The sequence below is a fragment of the Acinetobacter sp. WCHAc060042 genome, assembly GCF_003231195.1.
GTDB lineage: Bacteria > Pseudomonadota > Gammaproteobacteria > Pseudomonadales > Moraxellaceae > Acinetobacter.
In genome coordinates, this window is record NZ_QKVN01000002.1 from 144948 (window position 1) to 161771 (window position 16824).

Below are 16824 nucleotides of genomic sequence, written 5' to 3' on the forward strand. Positions count from 1 at the left end.
TAAAAGTATGGGGAAACCCATACTTTTTCCGTTTAAATGATTTATTTATCAAATAAAAACATATGCACGACCAAATGTCAGTTTGCATTTAAAAATCAGGGTATGATAATCAATACATCATTAAAAACAACATAGGAAACATTGCTATGACTACGGATTCAGCTTTTCCAACGCCTCATAATTTAGGGATAGCGGTTTATAGTAATAACGCAGAAGCGATAGGTAATACCCCATTGGTTCGTATCAACCGAATTATACAAAGCCCAGCAACCGTTTTAGCCAAAGTTGAAAGCCGTAACCCAGCATTTTCAGTCAAATGCCGTATCGGGGCTGCACTTATTGCAGATGCTGAAGCACGTGGTGTACTTAAAGAGGGAATGCACATCGTAGAGCCTACCAGTGGGAATACTGGGATTGCTTTGGCATTTGTTGCTGCAGCAAAAGGCTATGCATTAACCCTGACTATGCCATCAAGTATGAGTATCGAACGCCGTAAAGTAATGAAAGCTTTAGGTGCTAACTTGGTGCTTACCGACCCTGCAAAAGGCATGCGTGGTGCGGTAGAAGAAGCACAGCGTTTAGTAGATGAAAACCCAGAAACTTATTTCTTACCACAACAGTTTGAAAATCCAGCAAACCCAGCTATCCATGAAGCAACTACAGGCCCTGAAATTTGGGAAGCAACAGGTGGTAAAGTTGATATTTTAGTGGCTGGTGTCGGAACAGGCGGTACGATTTCTGGGATTTCAAGTTATTTTGAAAAAGTAAAAAAACAAGCCTTGTACTCAGTTGCGGTAGAACCAGCGGAGTCGCCGATTATAGGGCAAACCAAACGTGGCGAAGCTTTGACACCTGGACCACATAAGATTCAGGGGATTGGCGCTAATTTTATTCCTAAAAACTTAGACCTTGACTTGGTCGATGAAGTGATGCCAATTGATGCTGCAACAGCAATTGATTGGGCACGTAAAACAGCAAGTCAAGAGGGTATTTTAGTGGGTATTTCAAGTGGTGCAGCGATGGCTGCAGCAGCAGAACTTGCAGCACGCCCTGAAAATGCGGGTAAAACTATTGTGGTGATTTTACCTGATGGTGGTGAGCGTTATTTATCTTCAGTTTTGTTTGAAGATATTTCAGCTGATTAATTGGATGTAAATGTAAAAAGCCAAACATCAACTGTTTGGCTTTTTATTATTTTAGTCGCTTAAGCAGTTTTGAAACTTAAAGGACTGCGTGTGAAATTTTATCAGGTGTCATGAGGGCTTGATTAACATACAGTTTAATCAGGCGTTCGCGTGAACCAATTGATTTTTGATAATACGTTGAATTGAGCAACAAAGAGGCACCGTAGGTCACTGTCCATACATAAGATAAATAATCACGAATGGACATTGCACTATCTAAAGACTTTAAGTAGTCAGAGGTCATGTCTTTAATTTCGATAATACGTTGCTCACGTATTTGATAGAGCTTCTCAAAAAGTTCTTTAAGTTTACGTTCGCTATTGGTTAAACGTTCTTCAATAACGTGCAGTAAAATCGTACGATTTGAATTTAACATGTTGTACAACATGTATTCAGAAACATAGGTCTTAATATCATTATTGTACTTCTGAGAAATTTCCAGCAAGCGAGTTTCATTCAATATAATCAACTCCAAATAGAGTTGGTTCTTACTTTTGAAATGCTTGTAAATTGTACCCTTGGCAATATCGAGTTCCGTTGCTAATTCGCTTAAGGTGATGTCTTGATTATTATCTAATAACAAAGTCTCAGCCATAGCTAAAATTTTCTCTTTGCGTAATAGAAAATTCTGTTGGCGTACTGAAGTCATTGGCTTTTCCAGTATATTTTATGAGAACTATAGAGAGGCTATTTAACTCGGTTCAATATTTAAATTCAACTAAGGTCTTGAATATTACTACAATCGTTTTAAAAATATCCACCTGTTCAAGAATTGAAATAAATTTGTTTGCAACAGCTGAAGACAACTGTCAATAAAGTTAGCCTCTAGAGATCACTTTTATGGAAATACATTTCATTTTTGTGATTTTTACACTATTGTCAGAAAAACTATATATTGCCTTAAACGTAGTGATGGATAGTTCTGGCTCAGATCTAAGCCTACATTGGTTATTGCGTGTTGAACTATTCGGATGCGTTCGATTCTATCGAATATTACCGATTGCGCAAGATCATAATGTTGTGAGCGACATCGTGGACTAAAGGCATCAAAAATAAGGCGTTTAAATTGAGCCTTTATTAAGACGAAGAATAGTTATGGAGCGTTTTTGAGTGCATAAAATGTCGCTTAAAAACAAATAAACATCAAAAAGGATGAATGGAAAATGATTGTTATTGTAGACGGTGTACGTACAGCAATGGGTGGCTTTCAGGGTTCGTTGTCGGCATGTACAGCACCTGAACTTGGTGCGGTCACGATTAAAGAAGTGCTAAACCGTTCTGGCTTACAACCGACTGATGTAGACGAAGTCATTTTTGGTTGTGTCCTTCCAGCGGGGCTTAAACAGGGCCCTGCACGTCAAGCAATGCGCATTGCAGGTCTACCAGACTCAACAGGTGCAACAACCATCAATAAAATTTGTGGCTCGGGGATGAAAGCCGTCATGCAAGCGGCTGACGCGATTAAAGCAGGTTCAGCTGAAATCGTGGTAGCAGGTGGTATGGAGTCGATGTCAAATGCGCCGTACCTACTTGAAAAAGCACGTGCGGGTTACCGTATGGGACATGGTAAAACAACCGATCACATGTTCCAAGAAGGCTTAGAGGATGCTGAAACAGGTCTGTCGATGGGTGTCCTTGCTCAAGAAATGGCAGATAAAAAAGGCTATACCCGTGAACAGCAGGATCAGTATGCCATTGGTTCTTTAAATAAAGCCGTTGCTGCGATTCAAGGTGGTTACTTTAGAGATGAAATCGTGCCTGTGACAGTGAGTAGCCGTAAAGGTGATGTTGTAGTTGATCAGGATGAGCAACCCCTCAATGCCAAAGTGGATAAAATTCCAACTTTACGCCCAGCATTCAAAAAAGACGGCACGATTACCGCGGCAAATTCGAGTTCTATTTCAGATGGGGCTTCTGCATTGGTTGTAACTTCATCTGATGTTGCAGACGCACGTGGTCTGAAACCATTGGCAAAAGTTGTGGCTTATGCCAGCAATTCTCAGCATCCATCTGAGTTCACCATTGCCCCTGTAGGTGCTATTGAAAAAGTTTTAGCCAAAGCAGGTTGGTCTGCGGGTGATGTTGACCTTTGGGAAGTCAATGAAGCTTTTGCGATGGTCACCATGCTTGCAATTGACGGTTTTCATTTAGACCCTGCTAAAGTGAATGTGAATGGTGGTGCTTGTGCACTTGGACATCCATTGGGTTCTTCTGGTTCTCGTATTATCGTGACTTTACTGCATGCTTTGAAACGTACTGGTGGGAAAAAGGGTGTAGCTGCTTTATGTATCGGTGGTGGTGAGGCGACTGCTATTGCCGTCGAGCTGTTGGGTTAAAGCTGTAATATCTTTAGCTGTGCCTGTGAAGAAAATGATTTCAATATCTATAATTCGGCATGGTTGATTTCATCAAAGGTTCGATTGATTCGGGCCTTTTTTGTTATGTAAAATATATGCAGAACATGCGACATAAATTTTCAGGAAAAGTATCTATTGTTTAGTACAGCTAAAGGTATAATTCATGTGCTTTTATTGTTGAAACGTCTGATATTAGACCTAGATGCTTATAAATGTAAGTTTTGAGCATTGGATCATCGCTATAATGGGTAGATGATGGATCGTCTACCATCACATGCATATAAGGAACATTTTTTTCGTGTTTGAACTGGACTGTAAATTACTCAGTATCTTTTTTTACGTTTATAAGTTTAAGAGTGTATCGCTTGCGGCAGATCATTTAGAAATGAGTCAACCGACGGTGAGTAACATTCTGAATAAAATTCGCCAACATTATAATGATCCGCTGTTTTTGCGGATTGGCAACGAAATGGTGCCGACAGAGTTGTCTAAGCAATTGTTTCCGTTGGTCAGTGAGGCTTTAAACAAGGTTGAAATCATCAATAACTTTACGATTGATTTCGACCAAGCCACTTCGCAGCAACAGTTTAGTTTGGCCATGACTGATGTTTCGCATTTGGTGTTGTTGCCGAAAATTTCGCAGTATTTAAAGAAACATGCACCACATATTCGTTTGAATATCCGTCCGATCACCTCTGAAACCAGTTATCAAATGGCAAATGGTGAAATTGACTTGGCGTTGGGTTTTTTACCGCAATTGGAAAATGGCTTTTATCAACAGCAACTGTTTGAGCAGTATTATGTGGTGATTGCGGCCAAAGACCATCCGCGTTTGACAGGTGACAGTATCAGCACAGCGCAATACTTGGCTGAGTCACATATTGATATTGATGCAGGCATGGGACATTACCATATTGAAAACGAGCTGCTTAATTTAGAACTAAAGCGTGACATTTTAATGCGTTTACCGAGCTATTTGGGGGTAGGCTTGGTGGTACAAGAAACAGATGCAATCGCCACAGTCCCATACTATTTGAGTGAAGTTCTACTTTCACGTGGCAATTTAAAGATCTTTAATGCGCCAATTGCCTTTCCAAGTTATGGAGTGAAACAGTATTGGCACATGTCTTGTCATCATAAAACCAGCCACCAATGGCTGCGTCATATGTTTCATGAAATTTTAATGAAATAGCATTCTTAAAAATTTGATGCTTTTTATTGGTGCGTATAGCAAAGATATTCGTGCTGAAAATTGAAAGCGCCCGTTTATTGCTCATAAATGGTATTACAAAGCTTGAAAATCGTAATACTAAATTGGCACGGCCTTTGCACAATCTAAACTGAAAGAGTGATCTAGGGTTCCGATACATTTTTGATGTATGTCTGTGACCGAGAGTTCACGGTTCGTAAGAACTACACGGAGGGATAAAAGCCCGGGAGGTAAACAGTTACGATTTAGGCAGAGGCGCATGAGCACAATAACATATCACGACGATAACGCACTATGGACTGAACTTTTACCGGGTGGACATCACTGGTCTGGGCGTATTCAACGTGGCACAGTCTTACAGTTTAAAGCCTTAGGGGCACAAGCTAACGTTTCTCTTTTCTGCGTCAACAGTGAAGATAAGCTCGAACGTTTTAATATGCCAGATAGTTTAAAGGCACAGCATACGGCATTTCTAAGTGCAGGACATGTGTTGTATTCGGACTTAGGTCGGGTTATGGCCTCAATTGTTCAAGACGATCATGGTTGGAATGATGCCTTGTGTGGTCCGAGTCGCACAGAACAAATTCAAAAACAATTCGGCACTCAAACTTTCCAAGATGCACGAAATAAGATGTATCGGAGTGGACGAGACAGTCTGTTACTTGAAATGACCAAGTTTTCATTAGGTCAAACCGACCTGTCAGCTACGGTCAACCTATTCTCCAAGGTTCGTCCTGATGATGCGGGCAACTTATCTTATGTTGATACTGACAATACCCATCAAATCATTGAACTGCGTTTTGAGATGGACTGTCTGGTGTTCTTATCTGCCGCACCACATGGTTTAAGCCAAGTCGTAAAGTATCAGCCTGCCGATATTCAAATGAGTTTATTCAAAGCCTCCGCTTTAACTGCACATGATATTTGTCGTGACTCATGCTCGCAAAACCAACGCGGTTTTCAAAACAACGCACGTTATTTCGCATTTGATGCTGTTTAAGCCCGAGGAGAATACGCATGACCATTTTACAAGCATTTGATCAAGCTGTTTTAAATGAAGTCTGTCCAGCGGGTGAGGCATGGATGGGTGAAGTAAAGAAAGGGCAGTATTTCCGTATTATTGATCTCGAAGGCAATCAAGCGGTCGATACCTTATTTATTTCTGCGGGCAACCCTGAAGAGCGTTACAGTGCAACTGATACTTTAGCTATTAACCAGCAGATTTATCTCGAAAAAGGCACAGCTCTATATACCAACTATGGCAATAAAATCGCCACGATCCATGATGATAACTGTGGTCGTCATGACACCTTGGGTGGCGCTTGTTCATGTGAAAGTAACACCGTACGTTATGCACACGACACATTTCCGATGCACAGCTGTCGCAATAACTTTATGACAGCTTTAGCTTTGCACCCAATTGCGAAAAAGCATGGACTGAATGTTCGTCATATTGGGCCGAATATTAATTTCTTTATGAATGTTCCTGTGAGCAGTGAGGGACATCTCAAATTTGATGATGGAATATCGGCGCCTGGTAAATATGTTGAAATTCAAGCGGAGATGGATCTTATCGTGCTGATTTCTAACTGCCCGCAGCTGAACAATCCATGTAATGCCTATAACCCGACCAAAATTCAACTGATTGTACGTGAAGGCAAGGAGTAATCTGCATGTTTAAAAAAGTTCTCATTGCCAACCGTGGTGCAATTGCCTGCCGAGTAATTCGTACATTAAAGAATTTAGGCATTCAGTCTGTTGCAGTGTATTCAGAAGCAGACCGTGATTCCTTGCATGTGACTTTGGCTGATGAAGCGGTATTTATTGGTGATAGCCCAGCCAGTCAAAGTTATTTAAATATTGAAAAAATTTTACAGGTTGCCAAAGAGACGGGTGCTGAAGCTATTCATCCGGGTTATGGATTCCTGTCTGAAAATGCCGAATTTTGTGACTTGTGCGAGTCACAGGGCATTGTGTTTTTAGGGCCAAATTCTGCACAAATGCGTAGTTTTGGTTTAAAGCATACCGCACGTGAACTTGCCATTCAGGCGGATGTGCCATTGTTACCGGGTAGCCAGCTTTTAGCAGACGAAGCGGAAGCACTGATCGAAGCAAATCGTATCGGCTATCCCGTTATGCTGAAAAGTACCGCAGGTGGTGGCGGTATTGGTATGCGTTTGGTGTGGAACGAAGTTGAGTTGAAAGATGCTTATGCAACCGTATCTTATTTGGCACAAGCCAATTTTAAAGATGCAGGTTTGTATTTAGAAAAGTTTGTGCAAAATGCGCGGCATATTGAAGTCCAAATCTTTGGGGATGGTAAAGGTTTGATTTTGGCTTTGGGAGAGCGGGACTGTTCAGTACAGCGCCGTAATCAGAAAGTAATTGAGGAAACTCCAGCACCGCATTTAAATGATGAACAACGTGATTATATTCAAGGTGTTGCAATTCAACTGATGCAGTCAGTGAATTACCGTTCGGCAGGTACGGTTGAATTTGTGATGGATACGGACACCCAAAAATTCTATTTCTTAGAAGTGAATACACGGTTGCAAGTTGAACATGGCGTGACCGAACAAGTGTTTGGTGTAGACCTTGTGGAATGGATGGTCACTTTAGGTAGCGGTGACTGGACTGCACCGATAGAGGCGCTGAGATCTAAAGGTCATTCGATTCAAGTCCGTTTATATGCCGAAGATCCAATTAAGAACTTTCAACCTAGTGCAGGCTTGTTGACTTATGTCGAGTTTGACCCGCAGGCCCGCAATGAAACATGGGTGGAAACAGGTTCAAATGTATCTTCCTTTTATGATCCGATGATTGCCAAAATCATTGTGACCTGTGAGAACCGTGAAAGTGCAATTCAAGCCATGAGTGATACTTTGGCAAAAACCTCAGTGGCAGGAATTGAAACCAATCTTGAGTATTTACAAAATATTATTGACTGTGAAGTGTTTAAAACAGGGACACAGACCACACGATTTTTAAATACATTTGAGTGGAAAACCCAAAAAATTGAGGTGTTACAGTCCGGTATTCAAACCTCAATACAAGACGTCAATGGTCGTTTGGGTTACTGGGATGTTGGAGTACCACCATCGGGTGCGATTGATCCTTTATCTTTAAATATAGCCAATCAACTATTGGGGAATCCATTTAATACCGCAGGGCTAGAATGTACATTACAAGGCCCAACTTTAAAGTTTCACTGTGACAGCCAAATCGTGATTACGGGTGGTGAGATGCTTGCGACATTGGATGGTGTCGACGTTGCCATGTGGCAGACCCTTAATGTTAAAAAAGGGCAAATCCTTAAAACGGGTAAAATTACCACAGGTTGTCGCAGTTATATTGGCATTAAAGGCGGGTTTAATGTACCCGCCTACTTAGGCTCGCAAGCGACTTTTACTTTAGGTCAGTTTGGTGGTCACGCAGGACGCAATTTACTCATTGGAGATATGTTGCCCATTACGGCTTATACCTCCGCAGAAACTGTTGCACTCGGCGCAGCACAGGTACCAAGCTTTAGCAATGCGTGGAACATCGCGGTGATGTATGGACCGCATGGTGCGTCCGACTTTTTCACTAAACGCGATATTGAGCGCTTCTTTGAGCAAGAATTTGAAATTCACTTTAACTCAAGTCGTACAGGCATCCGCTTAGTCGGTGAAAAACCTGAATGGGCACGTACCGATGGTGGTGAGGCAGGACTACATCCTTCGAATATTCATGATAATGCTTATGCCATTGGCGCGATTGACTTCACTGGAGATATGCCGATTATTTTAGGGCCCGATGGTCCAAGCTTAGGCGGTTTCGTTTGCCCAGCGGTGGTGGTTAGTTCAGAACTATGGAAAATTGGTCAGCTTAAAGCGGGGGATAAAGTTAAATTTATCCCAATTTCTTATGATCAAGCACAAGTATTGAATCAAAAATATCATGCCGCGTTAAAAGCGGATACGACTGAAAATGTAGATTTTTCCCCAAGCTTGCATGCTGAAATGGACACACTCTCAGATGCAGTTTTGGCGACTCTAAAAGGTGTGAACGCTGCACCTGATGTGACTTATCGCCCCGCAGGGAACAGTTATTTATTGGTTGAATACGGAGAGTTGGTTTTAGACCTCAATTTACGTTTCCGTATTCACGCTTTAATGCAATGGGTCAAAGACCAAAGTATCGAAGGGATTATTGATTTAACCCCAGGAATTCGTTCGCTACAAATTCATTTTAATTCATTGGTGCTAGATCAAAAGCATTTGTTGGCATTATTACAGCAAGCAGAAAGTGAATTGCCTGACGTGACCGCAATGGAAGTGCCGTCGCGTACAGTCTATTTACCTTTGGCTTGGGAAGACTCGCAAACCCAGCTGGCAACTGAGCGCTATATGCAAACGGTACGTCCAGATGCGCCGTGGTGTCCAGACAATATTGAATTTATCCGCCGCATCAATGGACTAGAGTCAAAACAAGCGGTAAAGGACGTTGTGTATAGTACCAATTATTTGGTCATGGGCTTGGGAGATGTGTACTTGGGGGCACCTGTGGCAACGCCACTGGATCCACGCCATCGTTTAGTGACCACCAAATATAATCCTGCACGTACATGGACACCTGAAAATGCAGTCGGCATCGGTGGAGCGTATATGTGTGTCTATGGCATGGAAGGCCCTGGCGGTTATCAGTTTGTTGGGCGTACCACCCAAATGTGGAGTCGTTACCGCAAAAATCCAGACTTTGAACAGGATAAGCCATGGTTACTGCGCTTCTTTGATCAAATTAAATTTTATGAAGTATCTGAAACAGAATTGATGCAAATGCGGGAAGACTTTAAAGCAGGGCGCTTAAAGCTGTGTGTGGAAGATGGGGTTTTAAATCTAAAAGAATATAATGATTTCCTCATTGAAAATGCAGCATCCATTTCAAGTTTTAAAGCAGTACAGCAAGCGAACTTTGATGAGGAACGCCGTCGTTGGCATGCAGCAGGTTTGGTTGAATATGTTTCTGAAAGTCTAGATGCGGTTTTAGATGACAGTGAAATTCAGATTCCTGAAGGTGGCTGTGCAGTAGAGTCGCACATGCCGGGTTCTATTTGGAAAATTGAGTGTAATTCTGGAGATGTGGTAGAAGAAGGAGCGACATTAGCTGTGATTGAAGCTATGAAAATTGAAATTCCAATTATTGCCCCAGAACGTATGCGTGTTGAGTCCATTACTATTGAAAAAGGACAAACGGTCAAAACAGGTCAGGTACTGTTTACGTTAGCCCCTGTTGCTTAAACTCAAATATTCCTAAATGAAAGGATTGCTAGGGCAGTCCTTTTTATTGCGTTTCAAAGCAGATAAATCCAATCACTACATCATTTTGTTAAATAAAGCTTCCGATGTGTAGCAGAAAATAGATTGTTATGAAATGGTTATAAAATGATGTTTTGCATGAAAATATGCTAATTTAGTACGACGCTAAAAAACATTATGGCTTGTATGAAAAAAACATTACTCGGCATGTTATTCATGTTAACTACATCAGTAGTTATGGCAAATACGCCAAATCAGACTGAGGTCACTCAAGCATCAAATCAAAATAATATTCGCGTGATGACTCGCCCAGAAATCGTGGGTTTGTGGGGAATGGAGCTACCAAACAACAGGAAATGCGTTGAATACTATAATTTTAAAAGTAATAGCGATGTCGTGATCAAAAGTGGCGAGGAATGGTCTACAGGAATTTACGACTATCAACCGTCAAACGATCAAAATGTTCAGTTGCCCGCACTCATTTTGCAAGTGAAGTATGATAATAATGAAGTCGATTGTTCTGGCTTAAAAGAAGATCAATCTGGTGAAATGTCTCAATACTTTGTGAAATGGAAAAGCCCATCAACCATTAACTTCTGTGCCAATGATAAAGGTCAGCAGTGCTTTGCAACACTACGCCGTGTTTTGCCTTAAGTATTTGTATCGTCTATAAAAAAACCGCGATTAATCGCGGTTTTTTTTAGAAAGACTAATCAACTCTTTAGATTAGTCTTTATCTTGATGACCTTCAATTTGCTTTAACAAGTGTTTTTCAAGATAGTGAATATCCATCGCTTGTTCGCAGAACTTTTTATCTTGAAGAATCAAATCTTTGTGCAATGGAATATTGGTTTTAATTCCAGTCAAAATCATTTCATCAAGTGCTTGGCGCATACGTGCAAGAGATGTTTTACGATCCTTACCGTGTGCGATCAGCTTCGCAATCATCGAGTCATAATAAGGTGGAATGCTATAGCCTTGATAGATATGTGAATCAAGACGAATACCTGCACCACCTGGTACATAAAAATTCTCAATTTTACCTGGTGAAGGTAAGAAGGTCGTTGGATCTTCAGCATTGATACGACATTCAATCGCATGGCCTTTGACTTCAACTTGATCTTGTTCAATTTCAAGACCCAAACCACCAGCAATGCGGAGCTGTTGTTCAATAATGTCGATACCTGTCACCATTTCAGTTACAGGGTGCTCAACTTGAACACGTGTATTCATCTCAATAAAGAAGAATTCACCATCTTCAAACAAGAACTCAAAGGTACCTGCACCACGGTATTGCATTAATTTACAAGCATTTACGCAAGCTTCTAAAATGTCAGCACGTGCTTGTTCAGGTAAGTTTGGCGCTGGCGCTTCTTCTAACACTTTCTGATGGCGGCGCTGTAAAGAGCAGTCGCGGTCATAGAGGTGAATCGCGTGACCATTACCGTCAGCAAGAACTTGAACTTCAACGTGACGAGGTGTTTGCAGGAAACGTTCCATATACACCGTGTCATCGCCAAACCACATTTCAGCATCACGCTGTGCAGCTTGAACAGATTCAAGTAGGGTGTCGACACGTTCTACAATACGCATACCACGACCACCACCACCAGAAGCAGCTTTCACGATCAATGGGAAACCAATTTCTTTGGCTTCTGCTAACGCATTTTGAGGTGTAACTGCATTTGCAGATCCCGGTACGGTTGGAACACCTGCTTTACGCATTGCGGTAATGGCAGAAACTTTGTTACCCATCAAACGGATGTGTTCAGGGCGTGGTCCAATAAAAATGAAACCTGAGTTTTCTACAATTTCAGCAAATTCAGCATTTTCTGATAAGAAGCCATAGCCTGGGTGAATGGCATCTGCACCTGAAATTTCAGCTGCTGTAATAATGGCAGGAATATTCAAGTAGCTTTCACTGCTTGCACCCGGTCCAATACATACTGCTTCATCTACAAAACGTAGGTGCATTAAGTCTTTGTCAGCATCTGAATAGATCCCTACAGTCTTAATCCCTAAAGTTTTGCAGGCACGGGTGATGCGCAGGGCAATTTCACCACGGTTTGCAATTAAAACTTTTTGCAACATTATGAGTCCCCGTCTATTACGCGCGGTAGCGGAATAATGGTTGACCGAATTGGATCACTTCGCCGTTTTTCACTAAAATTTCTTCAACTACACCGCTTTGCGTTGCTTCAATCGGGTTCATGATTTTCATTGCTTCGATAATACCAAGTGTTTCACCAGCCGTGATTGTTTGACCGACTTTAACAAATGGCGCTTCACCTGGGCTAGGAGCAGCATAGAACACACCAACCATTGGAGAAGTTTCTACAGCACCACGTGGTGTTTTTGCTGCTGGAGCTTGGGCAACAGGAGCAGCCATAGCAACAGGAGCACCAGCTGCAACAACTGGACTGCGACGAGTAAGAGCAATAGATTGATCGCCTTCTTTAACTTCAATCGCTTGTAAGTCAGATTCAATCATCAGGTCGATGAGTTTCTTGATTTTACGAATATCCATGTGACAGTATTCCTAATTATGATTGCGTAGAGGATTGAATTTTGTTGAGAGCGTAATTGAGCGCAGCGCTATAACCTTGAGCGCCTAAGCCACAAATCACGCCAATGGCTTTATCTGATAAATATGAATGATGTCTAAACGCTTCGCGCGCATGAACATTTGATAAATGAACTTCAATAAATGGAATGGCTACACCAAGTAGCGCATCACGAATTGCCACGGAAGTGTGGGTGAGCGCAGCAGGATTGATAATAATAAATTGCACGCCATCCGCTTGGGCTTGATGAATACGGTCGACAATGGCACCTTCCCAATTACTTTGGAAAGTGTCGAGAGAAATGGAAGCATGTTTAGCTTGGGCGATGAGTTGTTGGTTGATGTCTTTCAGCGTTAGAGAGCCATAAACTTCTGGTTCACGCATTCCTAGCAAATTTAGATTCGGTCCATGAATAACCAAAATGGTCGAACTCATTTAGCTTGCTCCATTTATAAGTTGCAATAATTCTTTGCAAGATGGCTGCAAAGTTTGCGTATTATGGCATAAAGTTCTACATTTTTTTTATAGTTTGTTTGAATTGACGTAGATGCTTAGTGCCAAACTTCGACAATATAATGTAAATTTTGCTAGGAATTGGCAATGTTAAAAGATTACAAATTTTCGAATGATTACTCTTTTTTACATTGTAAGTTAAATTGACCAAAAACTGCATTTTTGTTTTAGGTTTACAGCATGTAAATGACGTAGCTACCCATACGAATAACAGTATGATTCTGTTGATCACGCTGAAATTTATTACAGTATCTTAACCGATTTTTAAGTGCTAACACTGTATATCAAAATAACAGTACTGTCTGAAAGTGTTTGTATCTGCTGACTTGGCCATCAAACCGCTTTATCGCGCAGGCTCGAATAAATCAGATATCAAAGTCTTTCTAAAGCAGCATATTTTCTAAAGTGAATAGAAATATAACATCACTTTCTTTAAATAAAACATAAGTTTGTTACATCAATATTTAGAAATGCTTTATTTTATTGACGGATGTATTCTGACAGTTACATGTTATGAAAATAATGGAATTATCCTAGGCGGGATGTGGCCAAGCCTAAAGCTATAGTTATTTCATTAGTTTTCGACTTGTTTTTTTTGCCTATGTTTAGTTGTGAGTGAATTGTAGCTTGTATGTCTGAATACTTGGTTTTGGGTAAAAAAAATACAGTCATTTCATATGGTTTTTTGATCCAAAGATTGGTTCAATCACGCCATGATTGGCTATTTTGTTCACGAGAGCGTTCTTGATCATGACAAAAGTAGCAGAGTAGTGCAGGTTGGGTATTGGCAATAAGTACGATAGAGTCGGAAAAGGTCTAAAATACATAAGTATTTATGGTTGTTTTATATGCAGTTTTTAATTCTCTGACGACAGAAATATAAAAAACAGCCCGCAATGAGCTGTTTTTTTATCAGGTAAAACGATTAGGCAATAAAATCCAAGATGACCTGATTGAAAATTTTGGGCTGTTCAATATTTGAGATATGTGATGCATCTATTTCAAATAAAGCACTACTACGTACATGATTGACCATGTATTGAGCATCGGCGATTGTAGTCACAGGGTCTTTACTACCTGCAATCACAAGTAGAGGTACTCGAATACTTTCGAGTTTTTCACGTAAATCCGCTTTAGCCAAAGCTTCACAGCAACTCGCATAACCTTCTGGGCTGCCAGCACCTAAGTCGTTTGAAAGCGCTGCTACTGTTGCTGCGTTGCTTTGGATAAAGGGTTCGGTAAACCAACGGCTCGCGGCCGTTGATGCAATCGGTTCTAAACCTTGGCTACGAACGAGAGATGCTCGCTCATTCCAAGCCTGTTCACTGCCAATTTTTGCGGAAGTATTGCATACAATGGCACGGTGGAAACGTTCAGGTTTATGAATAGCTAACCATTGACCTGTGAGACCGCCCATAGAAATGCCGCAAAATATGGCTTTTTCGATGTTCAGGTGGTCGAGTAAATGGATCAAGTCTAGACCAAGTAGTTCAATATCATAAGGTCCTTGAGGTGCAGAAGACTGGCCATGCCCACGAGTGTCATAGCAAATCACGAAATAATTTTTCTGGAAAAAATTGATTTGTGGTTTCCACATGTTGAAGTTTGTACCCAGTGAGTTTGAAAAAACAAGCGCAGGATTTTTTGAATCACCAAAGGTCTGATAGTGAATTTCGGCATTATTTGAAGTAAAACTTGGCATAAGTTCTTCCTTAATTCATTAAAAATTTTCAGTGTTTCTACTGTTGTTATCAGCAATAAGTGTTATGAGTAGAAACACCACGTCAGATCAGAAGGAGGGTTAAACGCGCTGAATAATCATTGCAATGCCTTGACCGACACCAATACACATCGAACACAAGGCATAGGTTCCACCCGTTTGTTCTAACTGGTTTAAAGCTGTGGTGACTAAACGTGCGCCCGATGCACCGAGTGGATGGCCGATGGCAATTGCGCCACCGTTTGGATTCACTTGAGTGGTGTCATCTGCTAAACCAAGATCACGCGTGACCGCTAGTGCTTGTGCTGCAAAGGCTTCATTTAGTTCAATCACATCCATCTGTTCTAATGTCAGATGGGCTTGTTTGAGGAGCTTCTTGATGGCAGGCGCAGGTGCAAAGCCCATGATGCGTGGTTCTACCCCCACAGCCGTAGATGCAATGATCTTGGCACGTGGTTTAAGTTGGTACAGCTCAACCGCTTGTTCCGAAGCAATCAGTACAGCAGCCGCACCGTCATTGATGCCTGATGCATTCCCCGCAGTGACGGTGCCTTCTGCTGTCACGACTGGCTTGAGTTTTGCCAAAGCTGCTAAGGTGGTCGATGCACGTGGATGCTCATCCGTGTCGACCACAATCGGATCACCCTTACGCTGTGCAATATTCACAGGGATGATTTCATGTTTAAAAAAGCCTTGAGCTTGCGCGGTTGCGGTGCGCTGTTGACTCGCCAAGGCAAACTGGTCCTGATCTGCACGATCAATATTAAATTGTTGTGCCACGTTCTCCGCGGTCTGCGGCATGGTGTCTACACCATACATCGCTTTCAGCTTAGGATTGATAAAACGCCAGCCCATAGTAGTGTCTTCAATCTTTTGGCTACGGCCATAGGCGGTTTCCGATTTACCCATGACAAAGGGTGCACGAGACATACTTTCCACACCACCTGCAATGATCAGGTTGGCTTCACCTGCTTTAATGGCACGGGCTGCCATGGCAATCGCATCAAGTGATGAGCCACATAAGCGATTCACAGTCGTGGCAGGAACTTCAACCGGTAAGCCAGCAAGTAATGCCGACATACGACCCACATTACGGTTGTCTTCACCCGCTTGGTTGGCGCAGCCGTAGATCACGTCATCGACTTGGGTCCAATCTACACTTGGATTGCGTTGCATCAAGGCTTGAATTGGCACTGCACCCAAGTCATCGGCACGGACTGGGGCTAAACCACCTGCATAACGTCCGAATGGGGTACGGATGGCATCAATGATGTAAGCGTTTTTCATATTTCATTTTCCCTTTATCTAAAATCCCTCCCAACCTCCCTTTATTAAAGGGAGGAGTTCCCCTATTTTTTAAATAGGGGGAACTTCCCAAAATTAGAAAGATGGAAGTCCCCCTTTATCAAAGGGGGATTTAGGGGGATTCAAATCATTAATTCTGTTGAGTCGCATCCACTAAAGTTGCACCCGTCATGGCCTGCAATTCTGCAAAGCTTAAACCGTCGACTTTCTCAATCACTTTTAAACCTTCTGCGGTGACATCAATCACACACAGGTCGGTATAAATACGGTCTACACACTTCAAACCTGTTGCGGGATAGCTCAGTTCAGCCACGATCTTCGGTTCACCTTGTTTGGTCACATGGTCGGTGGTAATAAACACTTTCTTGGCACCGACAGCTAAGTCCATTGCTCCGCCGACCGCAGGAATCGCATCGGGTGCACCCGTATGCCAATTGGCCAAGTCACCATTGGCTGCCACTTGAAAGGCACCTAGTACTGCAATATCTAAGTGACCACCACGCATCATGGCAAAAGAATCCCCATGATGGAAAAAGGCACCGCCTTGCAGCATGGTCACATACTCTTTCCCTGCGTTGATCAGTTCAGGGTCTTCTTGACCTGCGGCTGGCGGTGGACCAAAAGCCAATAAACCATTTTCAGAATGTAAGAACACGTCTTTGTCTGACGGTAGA

At 42.0% G+C, this 16824-nt stretch carries 15 protein-coding genes and 1 riboswitch; of the genes, 8 read left to right on the forward strand and 7 right to left on the reverse strand.

Features of this window, described 5'->3' with window-relative positions:
* The first annotated feature begins 146 nt into the window (after positions 1-146).
* Positions 147-1145, forward strand: a complete 999-nt coding sequence (gene cysK, locus DPG01_RS01700; RefSeq protein ID WP_110974007.1) for a cysteine synthase A — start codon at positions 147-149, stop codon at positions 1143-1145.
* Positions 1146-1221: 76 nt separating this feature from the next.
* Here cysK and DPG01_RS01705 read toward each other — a convergent pair whose 3' ends face one another.
* Positions 1222-1833, reverse strand: coding sequence for a TetR/AcrR family transcriptional regulator (locus DPG01_RS01705; protein WP_086210034.1), 612 nt, complete (start codon positions 1831-1833; stop codon positions 1222-1224).
* Positions 1834-2024: 191 nt separating this feature from the next.
* Between DPG01_RS01705 and DPG01_RS18715 the strand changes: the two genes are divergently transcribed.
* The 7 genes from DPG01_RS18715 to DPG01_RS01735 all read left to right on the forward strand — a co-directional run bounded on the left by DPG01_RS18715 (position 2025) and on the right by DPG01_RS01735 (position 10702).
* Positions 2025-2225 carry a hypothetical protein gene (locus tag DPG01_RS18715; RefSeq protein WP_162622315.1) on the forward strand — a complete coding sequence of 67 codons (201 nt, stop codon included), beginning with the start codon at positions 2025-2027 and terminating at the stop codon, positions 2223-2225.
* Between the two features lie 122 nt (positions 2226-2347).
* Complete coding sequence (locus tag DPG01_RS01710; RefSeq protein ID WP_110974008.1) at positions 2348-3520, forward strand: thiolase family protein; 1173 nt, start codon at positions 2348-2350, stop codon at positions 3518-3520.
* 319 nt (positions 3521-3839) lie between these two features.
* Positions 3840-4733, forward strand: a complete 894-nt coding sequence (locus DPG01_RS01715) for a LysR substrate-binding domain-containing protein (protein ID WP_004979763.1) — start codon at positions 3840-3842, stop codon at positions 4731-4733.
* Between the two features lie 150 nt (positions 4734-4883).
* Positions 4884-4983: riboswitch (guanidine-I (ykkC/yxkD leader) on the forward strand.
* A 27-nt stretch (positions 4984-5010) separates the two neighbouring features.
* Positions 5011-5751 carry an urea amidolyase associated protein UAAP1 gene (locus DPG01_RS01720; protein WP_110974009.1) on the forward strand — a complete coding sequence of 247 codons (741 nt, stop codon included), beginning with the start codon at positions 5011-5013 and terminating at the stop codon, positions 5749-5751.
* A gap of 17 nt (positions 5752-5768) precedes the next feature.
* On the forward strand, positions 5769-6419 hold the full coding sequence (locus tag DPG01_RS01725; RefSeq protein ID WP_110974010.1) for an urea amidolyase associated protein UAAP2: 651 nt from the start codon (positions 5769-5771) through the stop codon (positions 6417-6419).
* 5 nt (positions 6420-6424) lie between these two features.
* Positions 6425-10030 carry an urea carboxylase gene (uca, locus tag DPG01_RS01730; protein ID WP_110974011.1) on the forward strand — a complete coding sequence of 1202 codons (3606 nt, stop codon included), beginning with the start codon at positions 6425-6427 and terminating at the stop codon, positions 10028-10030.
* A 255-nt stretch (positions 10031-10285) separates the two neighbouring features.
* Positions 10286-10702: a hypothetical protein gene (locus DPG01_RS01735; protein ID WP_228147010.1), complete on the forward strand. Its 417-nt coding sequence runs from the start codon at positions 10286-10288 to the stop codon at positions 10700-10702.
* A 72-nt stretch (positions 10703-10774) separates the two neighbouring features.
* Here DPG01_RS01735 and accC read toward each other — a convergent pair whose 3' ends face one another.
* From accC to DPG01_RS01765, 6 genes are all read right to left on the reverse strand, one after another.
* Positions 10775-12139, reverse strand: a complete 1365-nt coding sequence (accC, locus tag DPG01_RS01740) for an acetyl-CoA carboxylase biotin carboxylase subunit (RefSeq protein ID WP_086210027.1) — start codon at positions 12137-12139, stop codon at positions 10775-10777.
* A 16-nt stretch (positions 12140-12155) separates the two neighbouring features.
* Entirely contained in the window at positions 12156-12575 is a 420-nt protein-coding gene (accB, locus tag DPG01_RS01745; RefSeq protein WP_004979753.1) for an acetyl-CoA carboxylase biotin carboxyl carrier protein, read from the reverse strand.
* A 16-nt stretch (positions 12576-12591) separates the two neighbouring features.
* On the reverse strand, positions 12592-13047 hold the full coding sequence (aroQ, locus tag DPG01_RS01750; protein ID WP_086210025.1) for a type II 3-dehydroquinate dehydratase: 456 nt from the start codon (positions 13045-13047) through the stop codon (positions 12592-12594).
* A gap of 1003 nt (positions 13048-14050) precedes the next feature.
* Complete coding sequence (gene pcaD, locus DPG01_RS01755) at positions 14051-14827, reverse strand: 3-oxoadipate enol-lactonase (RefSeq protein WP_110974012.1); 777 nt, start codon at positions 14825-14827, stop codon at positions 14051-14053.
* 99 nt (positions 14828-14926) lie between these two features.
* The gene (pcaF, locus tag DPG01_RS01760) at positions 14927-16132 is read right to left on the reverse strand and encodes a 3-oxoadipyl-CoA thiolase (protein ID WP_110974013.1); all 1206 of its coding nucleotides are present in this window, start codon (positions 16130-16132) and stop codon (positions 14927-14929) included.
* A 148-nt stretch (positions 16133-16280) separates the two neighbouring features.
* The coding region (locus tag DPG01_RS01765) for a CoA-transferase (protein ID WP_110974016.1) at positions 16281-16824 on the reverse strand (544 nt) is incomplete at its 5' end.